A 20,654-nucleotide genomic window follows, 5' to 3' on the forward strand; every position below is an offset into this window, starting at 1 on the left:
TTTGCTGAAACGGGCAGATTCGGGCACAGCAGACTCAGCGAAGAGCCTGGTCGAGCGGCCGTGCCTGCTTGTACAAACGACGCATGAGCCCGAACGGACGCCGGCTCGCAGCACCAGCACCAGCACCAGCAGAAGCAGACGCAGAAGCAGAAAGCAGAAGCAAGGAAGTGTGCCGTGGACACCGAGGAACGCAGACGAGGAATTCTCGAGACGGCCCGGCGGGACGGGTCGGTCGACGTCAACCGGCTCTCCGACCAGTTCCGGGTGGCCAAGGAGACCATCAGGCGGGATCTGCACACCCTGGAGGAGCACGGCCTGGTCCGGCGTACGCACGGCGGGGCCTACCCCGTCGAGTCCGCCGGCTTCGAGACCACGCTCGCCGTGCGCACCACCCGACATGTGCCGCAGAAGTCCCGGATCGCGACGGCCGCCGCCGATCTGCTCGGCGACGCCGAGACGGTCTTCGTCGACGAGGGCTTCACCCCGCAGCTCGTCGCCGAAGCGCTGCCGCGGGACCGGCCACTGACCGTCGTCACCGCGTCCCTGGCGGTGGCGACCGTCCTCGCCGACGCCGAGAAGACCTCGGTGCTGCTGCTCGGCGGACGTGTCCGCGGCGGCACCATGGCCACGGTCGACCACTGGGCCACCCGGATGCTCGCCGACTTCGTCATCGATCTGGCGTACGTCGGCGCGAACGGCATCTCCCGTGAACACGGACTGACCACACCCGACCCCGCGGTCAGCGAGGTCAAGGCGCAGGCCATGCGCAGCGCCCGCCGACGGGTCTTCGCCGGAATCCATACGAAGTTCGGCGCGGCGAGCTTCTGCCGCTTCGCCGACGTCGGCGACTTCGAGGCGATCGTCACCGACGTGGGCCTGCCCTCGGCCGAGGCGCAGCGCTACTCCCTCCTCGGCCCCCAGATCATCCGCGTCTGACCCCGACGCGCCCTCGGTGCCCAACTGCCGTACCCCATAAGCGCATTGATACCCAGCAGCCCGGCCGAGGCAGGGCCTTCATGCCCTGAACCACCAATCACCGAGCCGCTACGACCGATCAGGAGAAATCATGCCCCTCCAGCGACGACCACGTGGAATCCGCCTGAGTGTGGGGGCGGGCACGGCAGCCATGGCCCTGCTCGCGGGGTGCAGCGGAGCAGGTGCTTCCTCCTCCGGCGGGGGCGAGGCGGTGAACGTACTCATGGTGAACAACCCGCAGATGGTCGAGCTGCAGAAGTTGACCGCGGACCACTTCACCAAGGAGACCGGCATCAAGGTCAACTTCACCGTGCTCCCGGAGAACGACGTCCGCGACAAGATCAGCCAGGACTTCTCCAACCAGGCGGGCCAGTACGACGTCGCCACCATCAGCAACTTCGAGGTGCCGTTCTACGCCAAGAACGGCTGGCTGCACGAGCTCGGCGAGTACGCGGCGAAGGACTCCGCCTTCGACCAGGAGGACATCCTCAAGCCGCTGCGGGATTCGCTCACCGCCAAGGACGGAAAGCTCTACGCCGAGCCCTTCTACGGCGAGTCGTCCTTCCTCATGTACCGCAAGGACGTCCTGGCGAGGAAGGGGCTGACGATGCCGGCGCAGCCCACCTGGCAGCAGGTGGCCGATCTCGCGGCCAAGGCGGACGGCGCCGAGAGCGGCATGAAGGGCATCTGTCTGCGCGGGCTCCCCGGCTGGGGCGAGGTCATCGCCCCGCTCACCACCGTCGTCAACACCATGGGCGGTACCTGGTTCACCAAGGACTGGCAGGCGAAGCTCACCTCCCCGGAGTTCAAGAAGGCCACCCAGTTCTACGTCGACCTCGTGCGCAAGCACGGTGAGGCGGGCGCGGCCCAGTCCGGGTACGCCGAGTGCCTCAACAACATGACCCAGGGCAAAACCGCGATGTGGTACGACGCCACGGCCGGAGCCGGTTCCCTGGAGGCTGCCGGATCCCCCGTGAAGGGCAAGATCGGATACGTACCTGCGCCGGTGGAGAAGACCAAGAGCTCCGGCTGGCTCTACACCTGGGCCTGGGGCATGCAGAAGGCGTCCAAGAAGTCCGACAGCGCCTGGAAGTTCATCTCCTGGGCGTCCAGCAAGAAGTACGAGGCACTGGTCGGCGGCAAGAGCGGCTGGGCCAATGTGCCCGCGGGCAAGCGGGCCTCCACCTACGCCAACCCGGAGTACCGCAAGGCCGCGGGTGCCTTCGCGGACATCACCGAGAAAGCCATCGCGAGCGCCAACCCGGAGAACCCCGGCACCCAGCCCCGCCCCGCGGCCGGAATCCAGTTCGTCGGCATCCCCGAGTTCACCGACCTCGGCACCAAGGTCTCGCAGGAGATCAGCGCGGCCATCGCCGGCCGCCAGTCCGTCGACCAGGCCCTGGCCGCCTCCCAGAAGCTGGCCGAGAAGGTCGGCAGGGAGCAGCAGTGAGTGCCTCCGTCACCACACAGCCGCTGAACCCTCAGGTCCGGTCGAAGCAGGCGCGGCAGCCGAAGGAGCGGAAGGGGGGCGTACGGGCCTGGGCCACCCGGGCCCCGCTCCTTCCGGCCCTCGTCTTCCTGATCGCGGTCACCCAACTGCCGTTCGTGGCAACGCTGGTGATCTCGCTCTTCGACTGGAACTCCCTCAACCCCGACGCGCGCAGCTTCGCCGGACTGTCCAACTACACCTCCGTGGTCACCGACCCCGAGCTGCGCGACTCGGTCTTCACCACCGTCCTGCTCACCGCGAGCGTCGTCGTCGCCACCGTGGTGCTCGGACTGCTGCTCGCCCTGCTTCTCGACCGCTCCTTCTTCGGCCGCGGCATGGTGCGCACCCTGCTCATCACGCCCTTCCTGATCGTGCCCGTCTCCGCGGCGCTGTTGTGGAAGCACGCGCTCTACAACTCGGAGTACGGACTGCTCAACGGGGCACTGACCTGGGTCGGCGAGCTGTTCGGCGATACGTCCCCGGCCCAGCCCGACTGGATATCCGGCATGCCGCTCATGGCCGTCGAAGCGGCGCTCGTCTGGCAGTGGACGCCGTTCATGATGCTGATCCTCCTCGCGGGACTGCAGAGCAGGCCCGCCGAGATGATGGAGGCGGCGCGCCTCGACGGAGCGAGCGCCTGGCAGACGTTCCGCTATCTGACCCTGCCCCATCTGCGCCGCTACCTCGAACTGGGCGTCCTGCTCGGCTCGGTGTACATCGTGCAGAACTTCGACGCGGTGTTCACGATCACCTCCGGAGGACTCGGCACCGCCAACCTCCCGTACACGATTTACCAGACCTTCTACCAAGCCCACGAGTACGGACTGGCGTCCGCCGCGGGAGTCGTCGTTGTGATCGGCACGATGATCATCGCGACATTCGCGCTCCGGGTGGTCTCGTCCCTCTTCCGTGAGGAGGGGAACCGCGCATGACCGCCACCACGGCCGCTCCGGCTCCTTCGACACTGCTGCCACCCGCCGCGCGCCGGGCCAGGCGCCGCACCGCAGCGCTCGGCCTGCTGGCCTGGGTGGCGGGCATCGGGTTCTGTCTGCCGGCCGCATGGATGCTGCTGACCTCACTGCACTCGGAGGCGGACGCGGCGACCAATCCGCCCTCCCTCGGCGCGCCCTTGACCCTCGCCGGCTACCGGGAGTTCTTCGGCGCGGGCGGCGGCCCCAGCCCCTGGCCGTCGTTGATCAACTCCCTGACCGCGTCAGCTTTCTCCACGCTGCTGGTGCTCGTCCTCGCCCTCCCGGCGGCGTACGCGCTCTCCATCCGGCGCGTACGCAAGTGGACGGACGTGATGTTCTTCTTCCTGTCCACCAAGATGCTCCCGGTCGTCGCCGGTCTGCTGCCCGTCTACCTCTTCGCGAAGAACGCCGGGATGCTGGACAACATCTGGCTCCTCGTCATTCTTTACACCTCGATGAATCTGCCGATCGCGGTCTGGATGATGCAGTCCTTCCTGGCGGACGTACCCGTCTCCATCATCGAAGCCGCGCAGGTCGACGGCGCCCGGCTGCCGACCGTGCTGGCCCGGGTCGTCGCGCCGGTGGCCGCTCCCGGGATCGCGGCCACCGCCCTGATCTGCTTCATCTTCAGCTGGAACGAGCTGCTCTTCGCCCGCGTGCTCACCGGCGTGGTCGCCCAGACCGCGCCCGTCTATCTGACCGGATTCGTCACCAGCCAGGGCCTGTTCCTCGCCCAGCTGTGCGCCGCGTCCGTCGTTGTGTCCCTGCCGGTGCTCGCCGCCGGTTACGCCGCCCAGGACAAGCTCGTCCAGGGCCTTTCCCTAGGAGCTGTTAAATGAGGGCAGCGATCGTCGAAGCCCCCGGCAAGGTCTCCGTCACGACGGTTCCCGACCCCACGCCGGGACCGCGGGAGGTCGTCGTCTCGGTGGCCTCGTGCGGTCTGTGCGGCACCGATCTGCACATTCTGCAGGGCGAGTTCGCGCCCAGGCTGCCGATCCTGCCCGGCCATGAGTTCGCCGGTGAGATCGTGGGCATCGGGAGGGATGTCAGCGAACTGGCCGTCGGCGACAAGGTCGCGGTCGACCCGTCCCTGCACTGTCACGAATGCCGCTACTGCCGGGCCGGAAGGGGCAACCTCTGCGACAACTGGGCGGCCATCGGCGTCACCGTGCCCGGCGGTGCGGCCGAGTTCGCCGTCGCCCCCGTCGCGAACTGCGTACGCCTGCCGGACCACATCGACGTCAGGGACGCGGCGCTGATCGAGCCGCTGTCCTGCGCGGTCCGCGGATACGACGTGCTCAACAGCAGCACCCTCGGCGCCAAGGTGCTGATCTACGGCTCGGGGACCATGGGTCTGATGATGCTGGAGCTCGCCAAACGCACAGGCGCCGCGGGCGTGGACATACTCGACGTCAATCCGGACCGTCTCGCGACGGCCTCGCTGCTCGGCTGCTCCCGCTCGGCAGCCACCGCCGAGGAGCTGGAGCAGCCGGGCGGCTGGGATTTCGTCATCGACGCGACCGGCAATGCGGGGGCCATCCAGGACGGCCTCGGACGGGTCGCCAAGGGAGGCACCTTCCTGCAGTTCGGGGTCGCCGACTATGCGACGACCGCGGTGATCGAGCCGTACCGGATCTACAACCAGGAGATCACCATCACCGGCTCCATGGCGGTGCTGCACAGCTATGAGCGGGCCGCCGCGCTCTTCGCGACCGGGGTGCTCGACCCGTCCGTCTTCATCAGCGACCGGCTGCCGCTGGACCAGTACCCCGAGGCCATCGACCGGTTCAAGGCGGGCATCGGCCGCAAGATCGTGGTGGAGCCGTGAGCGACGGGCCCGACGGAGTCCTGGTACTGGGCGAAGCGCTCGTCGATCTCGTCCCCGTGCCGAGCGAGCCGGACGTCAGGCGCGCGCAGCCCGGCGGCGCACCCGCCAATGTGGCGGTCGGCCTCGCGCGCCTCGGCACTCCTGTCGCTTTCGCCGGAGCGCTCGGCGGTGACGGCTTCGCGCGGAGCATCGAACGGCGGTTGGCGGACGCCGGCGTGGATCTCACCCGCTGCGCCCGCTCCGACCTCCCCACTGCACTGGCGGTCGCTGATCCGGGGGAGACGGGGACCGGCTACCACTTCCACCTCCAGTCCACCGCGACCTTCCGGTTCCCGGACCGGGCGGCCGACGTCGGCCGCTTCGGCGCGGTGTACGTGGGAGGCCTGGCCGCGGTGGTCGAACCGGCGGCGCAGGCCGTCGCCTCGACCGCGCAGGCGGCCGCCCGGCACTCGCTGCTGGTGGTGGACCCCAATGTGCGCGAGGACCGCACGATCGACCCCCGCCGGGGCCTGGGGCTGCTCCGTGATCTGTGCGCGCTGGCCCATGTGGTGAAGGCGAGCGACGAGGATCTGCTGCGGCTGTGGCCGGACAGGGATCCGGACGAGAGCTGCCGCAGGCTTGCCGGGGAGGGACGCCTGGTGGTGATGACACGCGGCGCCCACGGCGCCGCCGCCTACACCCCGGCCGGTCCGCCCGTCTCCGTACCGGCCGTCCCGGTCGATGTGGTCAACACCATCGGCGCCGGGGACGCCTTCATGGCGGGCGTCCTCGCCCGGCTCGGCACCAGGGCCGGCTGGGATCGCACGCTGAGCCCGGACCGTGCGGTGAGCATGCTGGAGTTCGCGGCGCAGGTGGCGGCTTCGGTCGTCACCCAGACGGGCACCGAGCCGACGGCCCCCGCCCACGCGTGACCGCTCGCCCCGCCGGATCCCCCTCGATGCCGTTGGTCAATTCGGGGCCCGGCGTGACATCGGCCTTCACGACCTGGTTGTGGTCGTGAAGGCCGACGTTGTCCTAAGGGTCGTCCCGTAAATGATCTACGGAGCCGTCGGCTGACCTGCTCGTTGTGGGGTTATCGGCGCCGACGGGGTTGTGCAGGCCGGTGACGCCCAAGGGTCAGTTCTGGTTCACCGGCCAGACAGCCGCCGGATCGCAGTGGCTGGGGCACGCCAGCAGGTAGATCTCGTTGCCGAGAAACAGCCCGTCGGTGTCGGCGCCGAATTCCATGCCCTCCGGCACCTGGCAGACGTACACCAAATCGGCGCCGCACGCGCACTTGTAGTGCTCAGGATCCTGCGCCCAGGACGGGGTACCGCCGACCTTGAATGTCTGGGCTCCGAGCCCGTGCGGGTTGGGGGTGTCCACGAAGGGCTGCAGCGTCAGTGGCAGGGCGCACAGGGACGGTTCGGTCTCAGCCGCCGGCAGCGCCGCGTGGCGCTGGAGCAGCACGCGCCAGAACGGACGCGGGTAGGGCGGCTGCGGAGCATCCCAGTACCGGGGCACGAGCCGGCCAGCAGCCATCTTGGGGTCGGATGCGTCGTTGTGCGTGCGGCAGTGGAAGACCAGCAGGTGGTCTCCGCCGAAGTGCTCCAGGTCGAGGGGTATGTCGAGTTGGAAGAACAGGGCCATCCGCTCGCCGCAAAAACACTCGGGCCATTCCTGGGCATCGTCGAGGAACGGCCAGCCGCCCACTGAGTTTCGCGTCGGCCGGTTCAGCGGCTCGGTCCCTACCTCGATCGCGTGGGCGGGCAGCACCGCCGGCATCTTCCTTGCATCGCGTTCGACCATCCGCTCACCCTATGGGCTGTCCCAAGTCTGCTGGTCGCGGGTGAGATGGTCTTGGTATGGCTGGTGTGATCACGGCGTCGCAGCCATCCTGGACAACCCTGTTCACGTGACGCGCAACCGGCGGGGAACTGTGGTCTCTACCCGCAGCCTGCGGACGCTCGCGCCCGGCAGGCTGCCCCGATCGAACCAGCCCCTTCTGCTCGCCGACCGGGGGTTGACGGGCGAGGAACTCGGCGAACGCCAGCTCGGCCGCCGGGAGTAGCACGCTCACCGGCAGGCCGTCCTCGGTGAGGGTCACGCGCTCGCCGGTCTCCTCCACGAGAGCGACCAGGCGGCCGAAGTCCTGGACGGCGTCCGTCAGTTCAATACTGTTCATGGACGTCGACGCTACCGACCGCCGGGCCCCGGGCGGTCAGCCGGTCATGACGGGTTCGCGTACAGCACGCAGGACAACGTCGGCCTTCACGACCACAACCAGGTCCCGTGAAGGCCGACGTCACGCCGGGCCCGAATTGACCAACGGCATCGATCCCCCTCCGGCGGGGCGAGCCGCTACGGTCTCGCCGATGCGTCCGTGTACGGGGGCGGCCGCGTTCAGGCCGCTGCGGCCACGAGCTCCTTGGTCGTCACCACCGTCGCGAAGCCTCCGCCGTGCAGTGACACGGCCGACGCCTGCGCCAGTTCGTCCGCGGTCCGCCGCCAGCCGAACGGCCCCTCAAGATCGAACGTGTACGTCGCGTCCAGCGCGAAGAGCACCTCGTACCCAAGGTTTCCACCCATCCGTGCCGTCGTCTCCGCGCACATATTGGTCTGGATCCCGGCCACCACGAACTGCGAGATGCCCTCAGCCCTGAACCACGCGTCCAGGTCCGGCGTCCCGTAGAAGGCCGAATTCACGGTTTTCGTCACAAACAGCTCCGCCGCGGGCCCCTTTCCGCGCCGCTGCTCGACGTACTTCTTGAAGCCGTTCCCCTCGTGTCCCTGCCGCAGCGGCGAGTCCGGCTTCGACGAGTCGTGCCGGACGAAGACGACCGGCCGCCCCGTGGCCTGCCATGCGTCGATGAGCGAGGCGATGTTCTCGTCGGCCTCCGGATTGTTCCGCCGACCCCAGAAGTCCAGCTCATCGAAGCCCTTCTGTACGTCCACCACGACCAGTGCTGCGCTCTCTGCAATCTTCATGTCCACGATCCTGCCGCCCCGGTCCACTTGGCCCCAGAGGTGCACAAGTCAGCGATCGATGGTTTACTGCCACGGTGTCCGCCGACCCCGTCCCGTACCGTGTCGCCCTCGTCAGCTTCCCGGGCATACGAGCCTTCGACGTCTCGGTCATCACCGAGGTCTGGGGCACGGATCGCACCGACCGCGGCGTCCCCGCCTTCGACCTGCGCCGCGTCGCCGCCGACACCACGCCCGTCCGCATGCGCGGGGGTCTCAGCCTCACCCCCGACCGCACCCTCACCTGGCTGGCTCGTGCCGACCTGATCCTGGTCCCCGGCCTGGACGACCATCTCACCCGCGCCCCGGAACCAGTACTCGAGGCCCTGCGCCGCGCACACGTCCGCGGCACCACCATCGCCGCCCTGTGCGGCGGCGCCTTCACACTCGCCCAGGCCGGCCTCCTCGATGGCCGCCGCGCGGTCACACACTGGAACCTCGTCGATCTGCTCCGCGCCCATCACCCTCGCGTCACCGTCGAACCCGACGCGCTCTTCATCGAGGACGGCAGCATCTGGACCGCCGCCGGTACGGCGGCCGGCATCGACCTGTGCCTGCACTTGGTCCGTACGGCTCACGGCGCCGAGGCGGCCGCGACGATCGCCCGCTCGATGGTCACCGCCCCCTTCCGTACCGGAACCCAGGCTCAGTTCATCGAACACCCCACCCCGCGCACCGACCGCGACGCCGACGCCCTCGCATCCGTGCGCGAATATGCCCTCCATCACCTCCACGAACCGCTCGCCGTCGCTGACCTCGCCGCCCACGCGGGCATGTCGGCACGTTCCTTCGCCCGCCACTTCGCCGCGGCCACCGGCGCGACGCCCCTGCGCTGGCTCCTGGACCAGCGCATCGCCGCCGCCCAGAAGCTCCTCGAACACACCGACCTGCCCATGCCCGAGGTCGCCCGCCGTACGGGTTTCGGCAGCGAGATCACGATGCGCCAGCACTTCGCCGCGCGCCTCGCCACCAGCCCGCGCGCCTACCGCGCCTCCTTCGCCGCCCACACGTCGCCCAGACCGGGCACCGAACTCACACCGCCCGCCCGCGCCTGACGGCTCGCCGCGCCGGATCCTCCCGTGATCCGGGCCGGTGGTACGGCGGAAATGCTGCTCTGCCGGTACCGGCTATGTCGTGACTGCAAGGCGTTCATGGACCTGTACGGGCCCGGCGGAATCGACGAGTACCTATGGCTGATCGGCCCCATGGACACCACGACGACGAGTCGGCGGAACTGGTCACGTCCTACTGCCCGCTGGACATCGCCCGGGGTACGGCGAGGATGGAGCGCCGCAAGATCAAGGGCGGCACGCCGACGCTCCTCGCCGAATTGGGGTACCCGCCTCGGCTGAGCGTGGACAGGATCTCCGCGCGAGTGCCTACGCAGCAGCAGTACGGGGCACTGCAACTCGATCGGCGCCTACCCCGACCCACCACCCGCGACCACGAAATCGCAGACCTGGCCGCCTCTTGCTCGTGGCCCCTCACCAGGGCGCGACACCCTCTTCCGTGATGAAGGCCCGGTCGGGCAGCTCATCGGAGGCTGCGGTGGCGAAGCGCACAACGGTCCGTGCGCCGTCGCGAACTGTTTTCGTACCCGCGAAGTTGTTCATGTCGGTCGCGACGTATCCGGGAGAGACCGAGCAGACGGTGACGCCCGAATCCCTCAACTGGTCGGCGAGGAGCACCGAGGTCATGTTCAGGGCCACCTTGGACGCACAGTACGGAATGAGGTCCGCCCGTCCCGCCGGACCGCTTCCCGTGGTCCGTGCGAAGGTGGCCAGCGCGCTGGTCACATTCACTACCCGGCCCCCAGCGGTGCGCAGCGCGGGCAGCAACGCCTGCGTGAGCGCGAACGCTCCGACGAAGTTCGTCTCGAGCGTGCTTCTCAGCGTCTCGACGGAAATCTCGTCGAAGGGCAGGGGTTCCCCCCGGACCACTCCGCTCACTCCCGCGTTGTTGACGAGGATGTCGAGACGGCCGAAGAATCCGTCGACGAGCTCGGCGACCGACCGGACCGATTTCTCCTCGGTCACATCCAGCCGTGCGAATCGGATGTCACCGCCCTCGGCCGCGAGTTCGGCCGCAGCGGCTCTGCCCAGCTCCTCGTCCCGGGCGGTGAGCAGAACGCTCATCCCCAGCGCCGCGAGCTGTCGGCTGATCTCCTTGCCGAGCCCCTTGTTGGCGCCGGTCACCAGTGCCGTACGCCGTGGGGTGGCCTCGTGCCGCTCGGAGTCCATCACCCTCGACTCCGTTCCTCAGCGGCGGGCGACGCCGTCCCGGGCCTGGCAGCGGGGGCGGCCTGCGCTTGCGGCGGCGGGGTGACACGCAGCCAGAACAGGCTGATGAGCAGTGCGACGCCGGCGACGACGGTGGAGAAGGCGAAGACGCCCACATACGCGTCGAGGTTCGTGCCGCCGCCGTCCTCGGTGCGCTGCTGCATGATCACCGCCAGTGCGGCGATGCCCAGCGCGCCGCCGAATTGCCGCGCGGTGGTGTTCATACCGCTTGCCGCGGCGAACCGGGTGGGCGGAGCGCTCAGCGCCGCCGCAGCCGAGGTCCCCATGGTGGCCGCCCCCATGCCGATGCCGACCAGGCATCCCGCAGGCAGCCAGAAGGTCAGGAACGAGGGGGTGTCGGTGAGCCCGAACACCATCCAGAGACCGCACGCCACGAAGGCCAGCAGCCCGGACAGCGTGGCGCCTCGGGGTCCTCCCAGTCGCGGGGCCAGCCGGCTCATGGCCAGCGCGGCGACGGACGCCGCGACCGCGCCCGGTGTCATGGCAAAGCCCGCCTTGAGCTCGGAGTAGTGCCAGGAGCCGGTCAGGTAGAGCACGCTGACCAGCAGCCACGGGTATTGCGCCATGCCGTACAGGAGTGACACCACGTTCGTGACGGCGAAGGAGCGATTGCCCAGCAGAGACGTCTCGAGGGCAGGCGCCGGATGCTTCCTGGAGCGCAGCACGGCGACGACCGCACCGGCGGCTCCGCCCACCAGGCAGGCCAGTGTCCTGCCGTCCCACCAGCCCCAGGTGCCGCCCTCGGTGACTCCCACGGTCATTGCACCGACCGCGAGAGCGACCAGAAGGGTGCCCAGCGGGTCCGGAATCTGCTTCTTGTCCGAGCCGGCGGGACGGGGCAGCAGCCGTACGGCCGCGAAAATCAGCAGGAGACCGAAGGGGAGGTTGACGTAGAACACCGAGCGCCAGCCGAACACGTCGACCAGCACCCCGCCGACGCTGGGGCCGACCGCCGCGGCGAACGCCGAGGCCGCGCTCCACAAGCCGATCGACTTCACCCGTTGGTCTGCCGGCCCGTCGAGGAGCAGGATCGCCAGCGATGCCGGGATCATCGCGGCGGCGCCCACCCCCTGCAGCCCGCGGGTCGCGATGAGTACAGGGAGGTTGGGCGCAACACCGCACAGCAGCGAGGCCACGGTGAAGATCCCGATGCCGAGAAGGAACAGACGTCTCCGGCCCAGTACGTCCGACAGCCGCCCGGCCGGCACCAGAAGCGCCGCGAACATCACCGCGTAGGCGCTGATGACCCAGGAGAGGTTGGGTAACGAGGCGGTGGGGAAGTCCTCGGACAGATCCGGCACCGCCAGGTTGGTGACCGTGGAGTCGAGCATCGCGAGGAAAGTGCCCCCTGACGCCGTCAGAGTCACCGCGAGGTATCCCCGCCGCTTGCGGGCCGGTTCGGATGTCGTCACTACTCAGCACTCCCGAGGAAACTGGATGCGGAAAGGCCGGATCCGGCCTTCAGATATGTAGGTTGCGCACCGTCAGACGTCGGCGCCGCCCAGCGTGATCACCTTCTCGACCTGCTCGATCCTGGTGCGGTCGAGATCGCTTGCGATCTTCTCGTCCTGCTCCATGAGGGAGTCGAGATCGTGGTGCTCGTAGCCGATGATTCCCATCTCACCGAACGCATGCTTCATCTTCCGTCCGAAGAGGCCGATGTCCTTGAGCGTCGGCACAATGCGGGAGAAGAGATGGCTGCGGAAGGCACGGAAGTGCTCGGAGTTGCGCATGAACTCGATGCACTCGTCCGCATCGATGTCGAGATTGCGCCAGACCTCTTCGCCGACGAACCGCTCCTGCATCTGGTAGCACGCCTCGATGCAGAACTCTTCGCGCTCGTCCCGTTCCGCCTGGGTGAGTTCGGGGTAGTACTCGCGAAGCGCGAGCCGGCCGAATGCGACATGCCGGGCCTCGTCCTGCATCACGTAGGTATTGAGTGCCTGGGCGAGCGGCTCCGTGGCGTTGTCCCGGATCAGCCCGAACGCGGCCAGTGCAAGCCCTTCGATGAGAACCTGCATGCCCAGGTATGTCATGTCCCAGCGGGAGTCGGATACGACGTCATTGAGGATGGACTTGAGGCTGGGATTGATCGGGTATGCCAGCCCCAGTTTCTCTCGGAGGTAGCGCGAATAGACCTCGACGTGTCGGGCCTCGTCCATCACCTGAGTTGCTGCATAGAACTTGGAATCAAGATCGGGCACAGTGTGAACGATCTTCGAAGAGCAGATCAGCGCACCCTGCTCACCGTGCAGGAATTGTGAGAACTGCCAAGAAGCGAGGTGATGGCGAATAACGCCCTTGTCCTTCTGGCTGAGCTTGTCCCATACTCGGGATCCATAGATGGCAATTGTCTGTTCCGGCACGCCCATGGGGTTGCTGATGTCGATGTCGATCGACCAGTCAATCCGCTCGGCCGCATCCCACTGTTTCTGCTTGCCCTTCTCGTACAGGCCGAGCAGCCGGTCGCGGCCCTCGTCGTATTCCCAGTCGAACACCGTCGTTCCCCCACCGGGAACTTGCCACCGCGTCTGTTCGACCGGGAGTGCATAGATTCGTGTACTCACGCGCGTTCCTCCAAACAGCGACAGCCCGCGCACTCGGACACAGCAGGTGCACGGGTCAGAGGAAGTACGCGCCAAGTCTGGTCCACTCGAGGCTCACTAGGCACTGGGGATAACCCTGGGCAGGGACAGGGGCCGATCAGTCCCGCCCGTGCCTACTTGTCAGCCCAAACCCCCCGGATCCGGATACTGACAACCCGTCCGGGCCGACGGCGCCCCGCCGCCGCGTCACGGTGCAAAACAAGACACCTACAATTGATCTCGACCTGTGGCCGCCGCGAATCAGCCATTATTTTCGGCAAGTTCAGGTCAAACTCCTCGCCCATGCCGTGCCCCGCGGGGCTCACCCCGCGCGCGATTTCGAACACTCCCTGCCTACGAACTCATGTCGAAGACGGCGGTCGGCATGCAGATTGCAGGGGTAATGGCAATATGCATGTTACATCGAGCACCTGTGCGGTCACCCGCCCTGCTGCTAATGTGCGAAGCGTAGTGCGCGAAGCACGGGGGAGCGGTCCGCACCAACGCGGATGTGCGCCCTACTGCCACGACGGGGGGGCGATGGCACGTACCGGCCGTAATCTACGTCAGTTAGCTATTTCACCCGATTCGGAAATGTGGGATACAGCAGAATCTGCAACCACTCCCGCACAAACAGAGACTCTCGCCGGACGGCGAGATGTCTTGAGTACGTTGAGCGGCGCCCTCCGTCAGGTAGGGGCGCGGCAGCCAGTTGCCCGGCTTGTCAAAATAACGGGAGACCCAGGCATTGGCAAGACTGCGGTACTGGGCAAGTTCGCCGGCATCGCCCGTTCCGGAAACTCCCATGTATTCACCGGCAGGGTCAATCGACATGATGATGACGCACCATTCGGTCTGATCTCGGACGCGTTCGACGACCAGCATGATCTCGTGCGCGCAGCAGTGGACGGACTTCCCCCCTGGCAGCGCGAGGATTTGAACACGGTGCTCCGGCTGACCATGGACTTCGACCGAGAACGTGCGGCGGACGCTGTGAAGTCCATGGCGAAAACCGGCTTCCGCGCCGTACGCGAATTTCTGGAACAGCTGTCCGTGCCCAGGCTGGTTCTTGTCCTTGACGATTATCACGTCGCCGATCCAGCCTCCGTTGAACTCCTGGCGAGTCTGCTGCGCAGGCCACCGCGGGCTCCTATGCTGTTCGTGCTCGCCTATCGGAATCGCCAGGCAACCCCATCGCTGCAGGCGGCCCTCCGCGGCCGGTCCGAGCAGGTGATCGTCGAGCACATACATCTGGAGCCGCTTCTGGAAGAGGAAGTGGGCGAGATGCTGGCCGGTGAGGCCACCGCGTTCAACCGCCGGCACCTGTACCGGGAGAGCGGCGGAAACCCGGGATATCTGAAGGCGCTCATCTCCGAACAGCCGGTCTTCACCGCACGTGACGATCTGTCCCGGCTGAACCAGACCCCACGCTTTGGAAACTACGCCCGGTACACCGAGGAACTGGCCCCCCTGCGACCCGAGATGAGGGAGGTGGCGGATGCCGCCGCGGTCGTCGGCCACGAGTTCGAAGCCGGGCTGCTCACTCAGATGCTGGGCCGGAACGAGACCGCGGTGCTGGGCACGATCGGCGAGTTGATCCGGCGAGACCTGGTCCACCCGGTGGTACCCGGCCAGTACTTCGCCTTCCGTCACCCGGTGGTCCACCGGGCCGTATACAACCACAGCGAACTGAGCTGGCGCGTGGACATGCACCTCCGTGCCGACGAAGCTCTGTGTACGCGCGGGGCCCCAGCCGTCGAGCGCGCCCCGCATGTGGAGCAATGGATCAAGCATGGCGATCTCCCCGCCGTCGAAGTGCTCGACGAAGCGGCCCGCACCGTGGCCTCCACCGACCCCGGTAGGGCATCGGCCTGGCTCACCACCGCACTGCGCGCCCTCCCGCAGCAGCCTCGCTTCGAGGGCCGGCGGGCCAGGATGATGACCCAGCTCGCAGAGGCGCGAGGGGCGACGGGCCAGCTGCAGGAGTGCCGCGATCTGATGCATGAGGCGCTGAGCATCCTGCCCAGGGAGCCGGCACCCCAGCACGCCGAAGCCGTGGCCTTCGCCGCGATGGTGCAACGGCTCCTCGGACGCCGCGAGGAGACGGACGCCATGCTGCGCCTGGAGCTCGATGCTCTCGGCAGCGAGGACGCCCTGGTCCGCGCATCGCTCAAGTTCGAAATAGCCGCCGGACAGCTGCACAGCGGCGACCCGTTGGGCTGTTATCAGTGGGCGCAAGAGGCGCTGACCGTGGTGGAACGGCACGGGCACCGCCCCCTGCAGGCGTCCTGCCTCGGCCTCATGGCCATGGCGAACACCGCCAACGGGCGGACGGGACTCGCTTATGAGCTGCTCGGACAGGCAACCACGATCCTGGACGGGATGCTGGACAGCGAGCTCGCGCAGAGCCTGGACGCAGTGATGTGGATCGGCTGGAGCGAGGTGCTGCTCGAACGCTGGGACGAAGCACTCCGGCACTTCGACAAGGGGGTCAGCTTCGCCACGCGCAGCGGTTACCGGCTGTTCATGCCGCACCTGCTGGCCGGCAAGGCGTTCGTACTCCGCGACCGGGGCAAACTCACCGAGGCCCAGATCGCCGTCGAGCACGCGGTCTACCTCGCCGAGCGCACGGACAGCCCGGAAGAACTCGTCAACGCCTACGCGGTGCAGGGATACGTGGACATCGCTCTCGGCAACCTCGACGGCGCGCTGCAGAACTCCTTCGCTGCCACGCTGCAGCCCCGGCACTCGGCCAGCAGCTGGAAGGAAGCACTCGCCCTGCGGATTCTGGCTGAAGCCAGGTTGCTCAACGGCGACCCCGAGGGATGCCTGGCTCTGGTTACCGACGCTGGCGGGGCGGACCTGCCGACCGCCGACGCCGGTTCTCGGGTCGCCTGGTACGAGTTGCTCGTCCGGGCGGAGCTCGCCGCGGGCCGGCCCGGGCGGGCGGCGGACTGGGCGCAGCGGGCCATGCGCGCGGCGAACCTCCTCGAGCAGCCCGGCCGTATAGCTCTTGCAACTCTGGCCGAAGCGCAGGTGCTGCTTCATCAGAACCCGGAAGCGGCACTGGCTCCCGCACAGCATGCCGCGGCGGGGCTGGAGGAGGCGGGCCGGGCGATCGACGCACTGCGCGCTCGCGTGGCCGTGGGCCTCGCCCTGTGGCAGGACGGCCGATTCGACGACGCGGCACAGGAGTTGAAGGCGACCCAGCTGGCCTGCGAGCAGCTGGGAGCCTCCGCTCTGGCGCGAGCGGCGCGCGTCGAGCGCCGCAGGCTGGCCGCCCGCGCTCCACACGCCAGGAGCACCGATTCGGAAAGCAGCGTGATCGCTCTGACCGGCCGGGAGCAGCAGATCGCCGCGCTCGTGAGCGACGGGCTGACCAACCGGCTGATCGCCAAGAAGCTGCATATAGCGGAGAAGACCGTGGAGATGCATCTGTCCAATGTCTTCGCCAAACTCGGTGTGTCGAACAGGGCAGCCGTCGCCGCGACCGTGACCCGCGAGGGCCCGGACTCCCTGCCCGACTCCGCCTCAGGGCACTGACGCGACAGGGTCCAGAGGGACGGACCTGCTTGCCGGTCCGTCCTGCCCGAGGTGTTCGGCCGGCAGGCCGCACCTCAGGCAGGACGGGTCATCCCCGCCTGTGGCCGGGATGTCCCTCCCGTCGGGCACACCCATGCCCGGACCCAGTGGAATCCCGGCAGAGATCCCGATGAGCGTCCGCAACAGTGCGTTCAGCCCCTCCCGTGCGTGCGCCATGTGATCAGCAACTCCTGTCCTGTCAGTCCTGTCAGAGTGGAATATTGCTGTGCTTCTTCGGCAGCGGCGCGACCCGCTTGTTCCGCAGGGCGCGCAGCGCCCTGATCACGGAAATCCGCGTCTCGGACGGCGCGATGATGTCGTCGACGCAGCCGCGTTCGGCCGCGGCATAGGGGCTGGTAAGCGTCTCCTCGTACTGTTCGGTAAGGGACCGCTCCATCGTCACGGGGTCCTCGGCCGCGGCGAGATCGCGGTGGAACAGCAGGTCGACGCCGCCGCGTGCGCCCATCACGCCAATCTCCGCGGTGGGCCAGGCGAAGCAGATGTCCGCGCCCAGCTCCTTCGATCCCATCACCGCATACCCTCCGCCGAACGCCCTGCGGGTGATGACGGTGATCTTGGGCACGGTGGATTCGATGTAGGCGAACCCGAGTTTGGCGCCGCGGCGGATGATCCCGCCGTACTCCTGGACCGTGCCCGGCAGGAAGCCGGGAACATCGACCAGGGTCAGGATCGGAATGCCGAACGCATCGCAGAACCGGACGAACCGAGCGGCTTTCTCCGCGGCGTCGATGTCCAGCGAGCCGGCCAGGTGCATGGGCTGGTTGGCCACCACGCCGATGGTGTGCCCTTCCATCCTGGCGAACCCGCACAGAATGTTCTCCGCGAACTGTGGGTGCACTTCGAGCAGGTCCGCGTCGTCCACGAGTCGTTCGATCACCTGGTGCATGTCGTACGGCTGCTCGGAGACGTCCGGGATCACCGAGTCCAGTTCAAGGTCCCGGGCCGTGCCCGCCGGATCGACACGTGTGGGGTAACTCGGCGGCTCGGCCAGGTTGTTGCTCGGGAAATACGACAACAGGTCCTTGACGTACGCGAGGGCGTCCTCCTCGTCGGCCGCCATGTAGTGCGCGTTGCCCGTCCGCCGCGCATGAACGCTCGCCCCGCCGAGCTCTTCCAGGCCCACCGTCTCACCGGTCACCGAGCGGATCACGTCGGGACCGGTCACGAACATGTGCGAGGTCCGGTTGACCATGACGATGAAGTCCGTCGCGGCCGGGGTGTACACCGCGCCGCCGGCGCACACGCCCATGATGACCGAGATCTGGGGGATCATTCCCGACGCGGTGACCACCCTCCTGGCCACCTGGCCGTACGCGGAGAGGGCCAGCACGCCCTCTTGGAGCCGCGCGCCGCTGGAGTCGTTCATGCCGATCACCGGGCAGCCGATCTGCATGGCGATGTCGAGGAGCTTGCCCACCTTCTCCCCGAACACCTCGCCGACGCTGCCGTTGAAGGAGGTCGCGTCCTGGGCGTACACGCACACCTGACGGCCGTCGACGGTTCCCAGGCCAGTGATCACGCCGTCGCCCATCGGGCGTCGGCTGTCGATGCCGAAGTTGGTCGAGCGATGGCGGGCCAGCGGGTCGGTCTCCATGAAGGAGCCGTCGTCCAGGAGCAGTTCGATGCGCTCGCGCGCGGTGAGCTTTCCCAGTACGTGCTGCCGCCGCGCTGCCCGCGGCGATCCCGGCTCGCGTGCCAGCTGCTGCCGTTCCCTGAACTTCTCGATGCGCTCTGCGGTGGTGTGCCGTACGGCACGTGCCGGCTGAGGTGTGGACTCGGGCTGCGCGGTCATCTGGTTGCCCCCGCCATGGCCTCGCTCGAGCCACCGAACGCCATGGCGAATTCGGTCACTTGCCGGCCGACCGTCAGCAGCTGCGTCTCGAATCGGCGGCCGGTCTCGATGTCGCTTGAGGTCAGAGGATGTTCGGTCGTGTTCAGCGTGACGCCCAACGGGGTCGGCCAGCCGCGCAGCGCGTGCACGATGGACCGCAGCGCGCACAGGGTGGTCCCGGCGGACTGCCACCCGGCGGCGGTGACCACACAGCCGACTGCACGCCCGTCCAGATAGGGCCGGGGGTCGTCACTGAGATCCTCCAGATAGTCCAGCGCGTTCTTGACCAGCCCCGAGACGCCGCCGTGATAGCTGGGGCTGGCCAGCAGCACGCCGTCCGCGCGGGCGAGGGCGTCGAGCAGTTCGAGGGCGGTCTCGCTGCGCTCCGTATGCTGCGGCCGGAAGAGCGGCAGCAAGCCGAGAGATCCGGCATCGAAGAGACGGGTCCGGGCACCGGCCTCCGCCGCGCCCTGCAGCGCCATTGCCAGCGCCTTGTCCGTCGTCGATCCAGGTCGTCCCGTGCCGCCGATGCCGACGACCAATGGTTTCAACTCGCTCGGCCACATGGCCAAGTCAATCGTCTCCCTTCCCGGCCGTGGCCGGCGGTTCAGCCGGCGCGCACGCTGCGTGGGCGCAGATCCGTCCACACGTCTTCGATGTGAGCGAGGCAGTCCTCCTTGCTGCCGGAGAACCCCTCTGCGTGCCAGCCGTCCGCCATCGGCAGCGACACGTCCCAGATCGAGTACTGCTCTTCCTCGTTGAGCACCACTGCATAGCTGCTGGCTGCTTCCGGAGTGCTGCCGTGGTCCGCCATGAGTTGCCTCTCCCCCCGCTACTTGCGGGTGTCCTTGACGATGGTGCCGCCCTTCATCACAAGGACGACGCGGTCGGGGTTGTCGAAGAGTTCGGGCTCGGCGAGCGGATCGAAGTCCACCGCGACGAGATCGGCGTACTTGCCCGCCTCGATCGAGCCGATCCTGTCGGCGACGCGCATGATGGAGGCGTTCACCGAGGTGGCCGACATGATGGCTTCCCGCGCACCGAGGATCTTGGCTTTGAGCGCGATTTCCAGGCCCCGCCGGTTCTGGTTCGGCCCGATGAGATCGGAGCCGGAGCCGACGGGTACGCCGGCCTCCCGGGCGGCCAGCAGGCCGTCGATCATGCCCTGCATCGTGTCGCCGACGCGTTCGCGGATCTGCGGCGGCAGTCCGTGCTGTTCGAAGTTCTCCGTGAGGACCTGCGCGATGGACAGGGTCGGCACGAGGCTGACGTTGCCGGCCGCCATCATCGCGGCGGTCTCCTCGTCGATCCCGGTTCCGTGCTCGACGCACTCCACGCCTGCCTTGACCGCGTTGTGGATGCCCGCGACGTTGTGCGCGTGGACTGTGACGTAGGTGTGCCGGGCCCGTGCCTCGGTCACCGCGGTGGCGATCTCCTCGATGGTGAACTGGGTGTCGTCCAGCGAGTCGGCGATGGACACCACCCCGCCGGTGACTGCCATCTTGAGGAAGCTCGCGCCCTGCCTGAAACACTCACGAGCGGCCTTGCGCACCTCGTCACTGCCGTCGGAGATACGGCCCACGGCGGTCAGCCCGCGCACCCGGAAGTGAAAGGTCTCATCCGGCGGCAGGAACGGCGAACCGAGGTGCCCGTGTCCACCGCACTGCACCAGGGGGGACGCGGACGCCCAGATCCTGGGCCCGGGCACGAGCCCACGGCCCACGGTGCGCAGCACTCCATGGTCGATCCCGCCGCAGTCGCGGACCGCGGTGAACCCGGCTTCGACGGTCTGGCGCAGCGTGCGGAAGATGTCCGCGGCCCGCTCGGCGACGGACAGTTCCATGTTGAGGATGGCCCGTGACTCGCTGGAGTGCCCGAGGTGGACATGCGCGTCGATGAGGCCGGGCAGCAAGGTCAGCCCGCTGAGGTCGACGAGGTCGGCATCGCGCGCCGGTCCCCTCACGTCCGCGTCGGCGATCCGTTCTCCGTCAATCAGCACCGAACCCCGGGGCACCGGGTCGCCGCCCAGTCCGTCGATGACCGTGGCGCCGGTCAGGAGTTGAGGCATG

General features: G+C 68.0%; 18 protein-coding genes and 2 pseudogenes. 10 read left to right on the forward strand and 10 right to left on the reverse strand.

Annotated elements, in window-relative coordinates; all coding sequences use genetic code 11:
- Window positions 1–174 precede the first annotated feature (174 nt).
- From ACFYXH_RS33780 to ACFYXH_RS33805, 6 genes are all read left to right on the forward strand, one after another.
- Window positions 175–936 carry a DeoR/GlpR family DNA-binding transcription regulator gene (locus tag ACFYXH_RS33780; RefSeq protein WP_389571218.1) on the forward strand — a complete coding sequence of 254 codons (762 nt, stop codon included), beginning with the start codon at window positions 175–177 and terminating at the stop codon, window positions 934–936.
- Window positions 937–1,066: 130 nt separating this feature from the next.
- Complete coding sequence (locus ACFYXH_RS33785; protein ID WP_389571221.1) at window positions 1,067–2,425, forward strand: ABC transporter substrate-binding protein; 1,359 nt, start codon at window positions 1,067–1,069, stop codon at window positions 2,423–2,425.
- Window positions 2,426–2,448: 23 nt separating this feature from the next.
- Window positions 2,449–3,396, forward strand: coding sequence for a carbohydrate ABC transporter permease (locus tag ACFYXH_RS33790; RefSeq protein WP_389571474.1), 948 nt, complete (start codon window positions 2,449–2,451; stop codon window positions 3,394–3,396).
- Entirely contained in the window at window positions 3,393–4,274 is an 882-nt protein-coding gene (locus tag ACFYXH_RS33795) for a carbohydrate ABC transporter permease (RefSeq protein ID WP_385307703.1), read from the forward strand. Before ACFYXH_RS33790 ends, ACFYXH_RS33795 begins: the two co-directional genes overlap by 4 nt.
- Window positions 4,271–5,263 carry a zinc-dependent alcohol dehydrogenase family protein gene (locus ACFYXH_RS33800; RefSeq protein ID WP_389571226.1) on the forward strand — a complete coding sequence of 331 codons (993 nt, stop codon included), beginning with the start codon at window positions 4,271–4,273 and terminating at the stop codon, window positions 5,261–5,263. Before ACFYXH_RS33795 ends, ACFYXH_RS33800 begins: the two co-directional genes overlap by 4 nt.
- Window positions 5,260–6,174: a PfkB family carbohydrate kinase gene (locus ACFYXH_RS33805; protein ID WP_389571229.1), complete on the forward strand. Its 915-nt coding sequence runs from the start codon at window positions 5,260–5,262 to the stop codon at window positions 6,172–6,174. Before ACFYXH_RS33800 ends, ACFYXH_RS33805 begins: the two co-directional genes overlap by 4 nt.
- 205 nt (window positions 6,175–6,379) lie before the next feature.
- Here the strand turns inward: ACFYXH_RS33805 and ACFYXH_RS33810 are convergent, their stop codons facing one another.
- From ACFYXH_RS33810 to ACFYXH_RS33820, 3 genes are all read right to left on the reverse strand, one after another.
- Window positions 6,380–7,051 carry a hypothetical protein gene (locus ACFYXH_RS33810; RefSeq protein ID WP_389571232.1) on the reverse strand — a complete coding sequence of 224 codons (672 nt, stop codon included), beginning with the start codon at window positions 7,049–7,051 and terminating at the stop codon, window positions 6,380–6,382.
- A gap of 4 nt (window positions 7,052–7,055) precedes the next feature.
- Window positions 7,056–7,427 (reverse strand): type II toxin-antitoxin system Phd/YefM family antitoxin, encoded by a 372-nt coding sequence (locus ACFYXH_RS33815; protein WP_389571235.1) that lies wholly within the window; start codon window positions 7,425–7,427, stop codon window positions 7,056–7,058.
- A gap of 218 nt (window positions 7,428–7,645) precedes the next feature.
- On the reverse strand, window positions 7,646–8,230 hold the full coding sequence (locus ACFYXH_RS33820) for a cysteine hydrolase family protein (protein WP_389571238.1): 585 nt from the start codon (window positions 8,228–8,230) through the stop codon (window positions 7,646–7,648).
- A gap of 74 nt (window positions 8,231–8,304) precedes the next feature.
- Between ACFYXH_RS33820 and ACFYXH_RS33825 the strand changes: the two genes are divergently transcribed.
- A complete protein-coding gene (locus tag ACFYXH_RS33825) occupies window positions 8,305–9,321 on the forward strand; it encodes a GlxA family transcriptional regulator (protein ID WP_389571241.1) in 1,017 nt (338 codons plus the stop codon).
- 161 nt (window positions 9,322–9,482) lie between these two features.
- Window positions 9,483–9,692: pseudogene (locus ACFYXH_RS33830) on the forward strand (GntR family transcriptional regulator); the annotation flags it as partial.
- A gap of 58 nt (window positions 9,693–9,750) precedes the next feature.
- Here the strand turns inward: ACFYXH_RS33830 and ACFYXH_RS33835 are convergent.
- From ACFYXH_RS33835 to ACFYXH_RS33845, 3 genes are all read right to left on the reverse strand, one after another.
- Window positions 9,751–10,506, reverse strand: coding sequence for an SDR family NAD(P)-dependent oxidoreductase (locus ACFYXH_RS33835; protein WP_389571244.1), 756 nt, complete (start codon window positions 10,504–10,506; stop codon window positions 9,751–9,753).
- Window positions 10,506–11,978 carry an MFS transporter gene (locus ACFYXH_RS33840; protein WP_389571247.1) on the reverse strand — a complete coding sequence of 491 codons (1,473 nt, stop codon included), beginning with the start codon at window positions 11,976–11,978 and terminating at the stop codon, window positions 10,506–10,508. The genes ACFYXH_RS33835 and ACFYXH_RS33840 overlap by 1 nt, the downstream gene beginning before the upstream one ends.
- Window positions 11,979–12,050: 72 nt before the next feature.
- Window positions 12,051–13,133, reverse strand: a complete 1,083-nt coding sequence (locus tag ACFYXH_RS33845; protein WP_389571252.1) for a diiron oxygenase — start codon at window positions 13,131–13,133, stop codon at window positions 12,051–12,053.
- A 612-nt stretch (window positions 13,134–13,745) separates the two neighbouring features.
- Here ACFYXH_RS33845 and ACFYXH_RS33850 point away from each other — a divergent pair.
- Together ACFYXH_RS33850 and ACFYXH_RS33855 are read left to right on the forward strand one after the other, a co-directional pair.
- A pseudogene (locus ACFYXH_RS33850) lies at window positions 13,746–14,255 on the forward strand (ATP-binding protein); the annotation flags it as partial.
- Between the two features lie 126 nt (window positions 14,256–14,381).
- Window positions 14,382–16,694 (forward strand): LuxR C-terminal-related transcriptional regulator, encoded by a 2,313-nt coding sequence (locus ACFYXH_RS33855; RefSeq protein ID WP_389571477.1) that lies wholly within the window; start codon window positions 14,382–14,384, stop codon window positions 16,692–16,694.
- Between the two features lie 247 nt (window positions 16,695–16,941).
- Here the strand turns inward: ACFYXH_RS33855 and ACFYXH_RS33860 are convergent, their stop codons facing one another.
- Genes ACFYXH_RS33860 through ACFYXH_RS33875 form a run of 4 tightly spaced genes read right to left on the reverse strand, consistent with a single transcriptional unit; the run spans window position 16,942 to window position 20,653 of the window.
- Window positions 16,942–18,546: an acyl-CoA carboxylase subunit beta gene (locus ACFYXH_RS33860; protein ID WP_389571255.1), complete on the reverse strand. Its 1,605-nt coding sequence runs from the start codon at window positions 18,544–18,546 to the stop codon at window positions 16,942–16,944.
- Window positions 18,543–19,151 (reverse strand): NADPH-dependent FMN reductase, encoded by a 609-nt coding sequence (locus tag ACFYXH_RS33865; RefSeq protein ID WP_389571479.1) that lies wholly within the window; start codon window positions 19,149–19,151, stop codon window positions 18,543–18,545. The genes ACFYXH_RS33860 and ACFYXH_RS33865 overlap by 4 nt, the downstream gene beginning before the upstream one ends.
- Before the next feature lie 41 nt (window positions 19,152–19,192).
- Window positions 19,193–19,399 (reverse strand): MbtH family protein, encoded by a 207-nt coding sequence (locus tag ACFYXH_RS33870; RefSeq protein ID WP_389571258.1) that lies wholly within the window; start codon window positions 19,397–19,399, stop codon window positions 19,193–19,195.
- 18 nt (window positions 19,400–19,417) lie between these two features.
- Window positions 19,418–20,653, reverse strand: coding sequence for an amidohydrolase family protein (locus ACFYXH_RS33875; protein ID WP_389571261.1), 1,236 nt, complete (start codon window positions 20,651–20,653; stop codon window positions 19,418–19,420).
- Between the last annotated feature and the right edge of the window lies 1 nt (window position 20,654).

Origin of the sequence: Streptomyces sp. NPDC002730, assembly GCF_042888805.1 — a bacterium.
Taxonomy (GTDB): Bacteria; Actinomycetota; Actinomycetes; order Streptomycetales; family Streptomycetaceae; genus Streptomyces.

Excerpts from the sequence above, each read along its gene's own strand:
- ACFYXH_RS33785 (WP_389571221.1), top strand. The coding sequence starts at position 1,067 with ATGCCCCTCCAGCGACGACCACGTGGAATCCGCCTGAGTGTGGGGGCG.
- ACFYXH_RS33795 (WP_385307703.1), top strand. The coding sequence starts at position 3,393 with ATGACCGCCACCACGGCCGCTCCGGCTCCTTCGACACTGCTGCCACCC.
- ACFYXH_RS33800 (WP_389571226.1), top strand. The coding sequence starts at position 4,271 with ATGAGGGCAGCGATCGTCGAAGCCCCCGGCAAGGTCTCCGTCACGACG.
- ACFYXH_RS33810 (WP_389571232.1), bottom strand. The coding sequence starts at position 7,051 with ATGGTCGAACGCGATGCAAGGAAGATGCCGGCGGTGCTGCCCGCCCAC.
- ACFYXH_RS33815 (WP_389571235.1), bottom strand. The coding sequence starts at position 7,427 with ATGAACAGTATTGAACTGACGGACGCCGTCCAGGACTTCGGCCGCCTG.
- ACFYXH_RS33820 (WP_389571238.1), bottom strand. The coding sequence starts at position 8,230 with ATGAAGATTGCAGAGAGCGCAGCACTGGTCGTGGTGGACGTACAGAAG.
- ACFYXH_RS33835 (WP_389571244.1), bottom strand. The coding sequence starts at position 10,506 with ATGGACTCCGAGCGGCACGAGGCCACCCCACGGCGTACGGCACTGGTG.
- ACFYXH_RS33860 (WP_389571255.1), bottom strand. The coding sequence starts at position 18,546 with ATGACCGCGCAGCCCGAGTCCACACCTCAGCCGGCACGTGCCGTACGG.
- ACFYXH_RS33865 (WP_389571479.1), bottom strand. The coding sequence starts at position 19,151 with ATGTGGCCGAGCGAGTTGAAACCATTGGTCGTCGGCATCGGCGGCACG.
- ACFYXH_RS33870 (WP_389571258.1), bottom strand. The coding sequence starts at position 19,399 with ATGGCGGACCACGGCAGCACTCCGGAAGCAGCCAGCAGCTATGCAGTG.
- ACFYXH_RS33875 (WP_389571261.1), bottom strand. The coding sequence starts at position 20,653 with ATGCCTCAACTCCTGACCGGCGCCACGGTCATCGACGGACTGGGCGGC.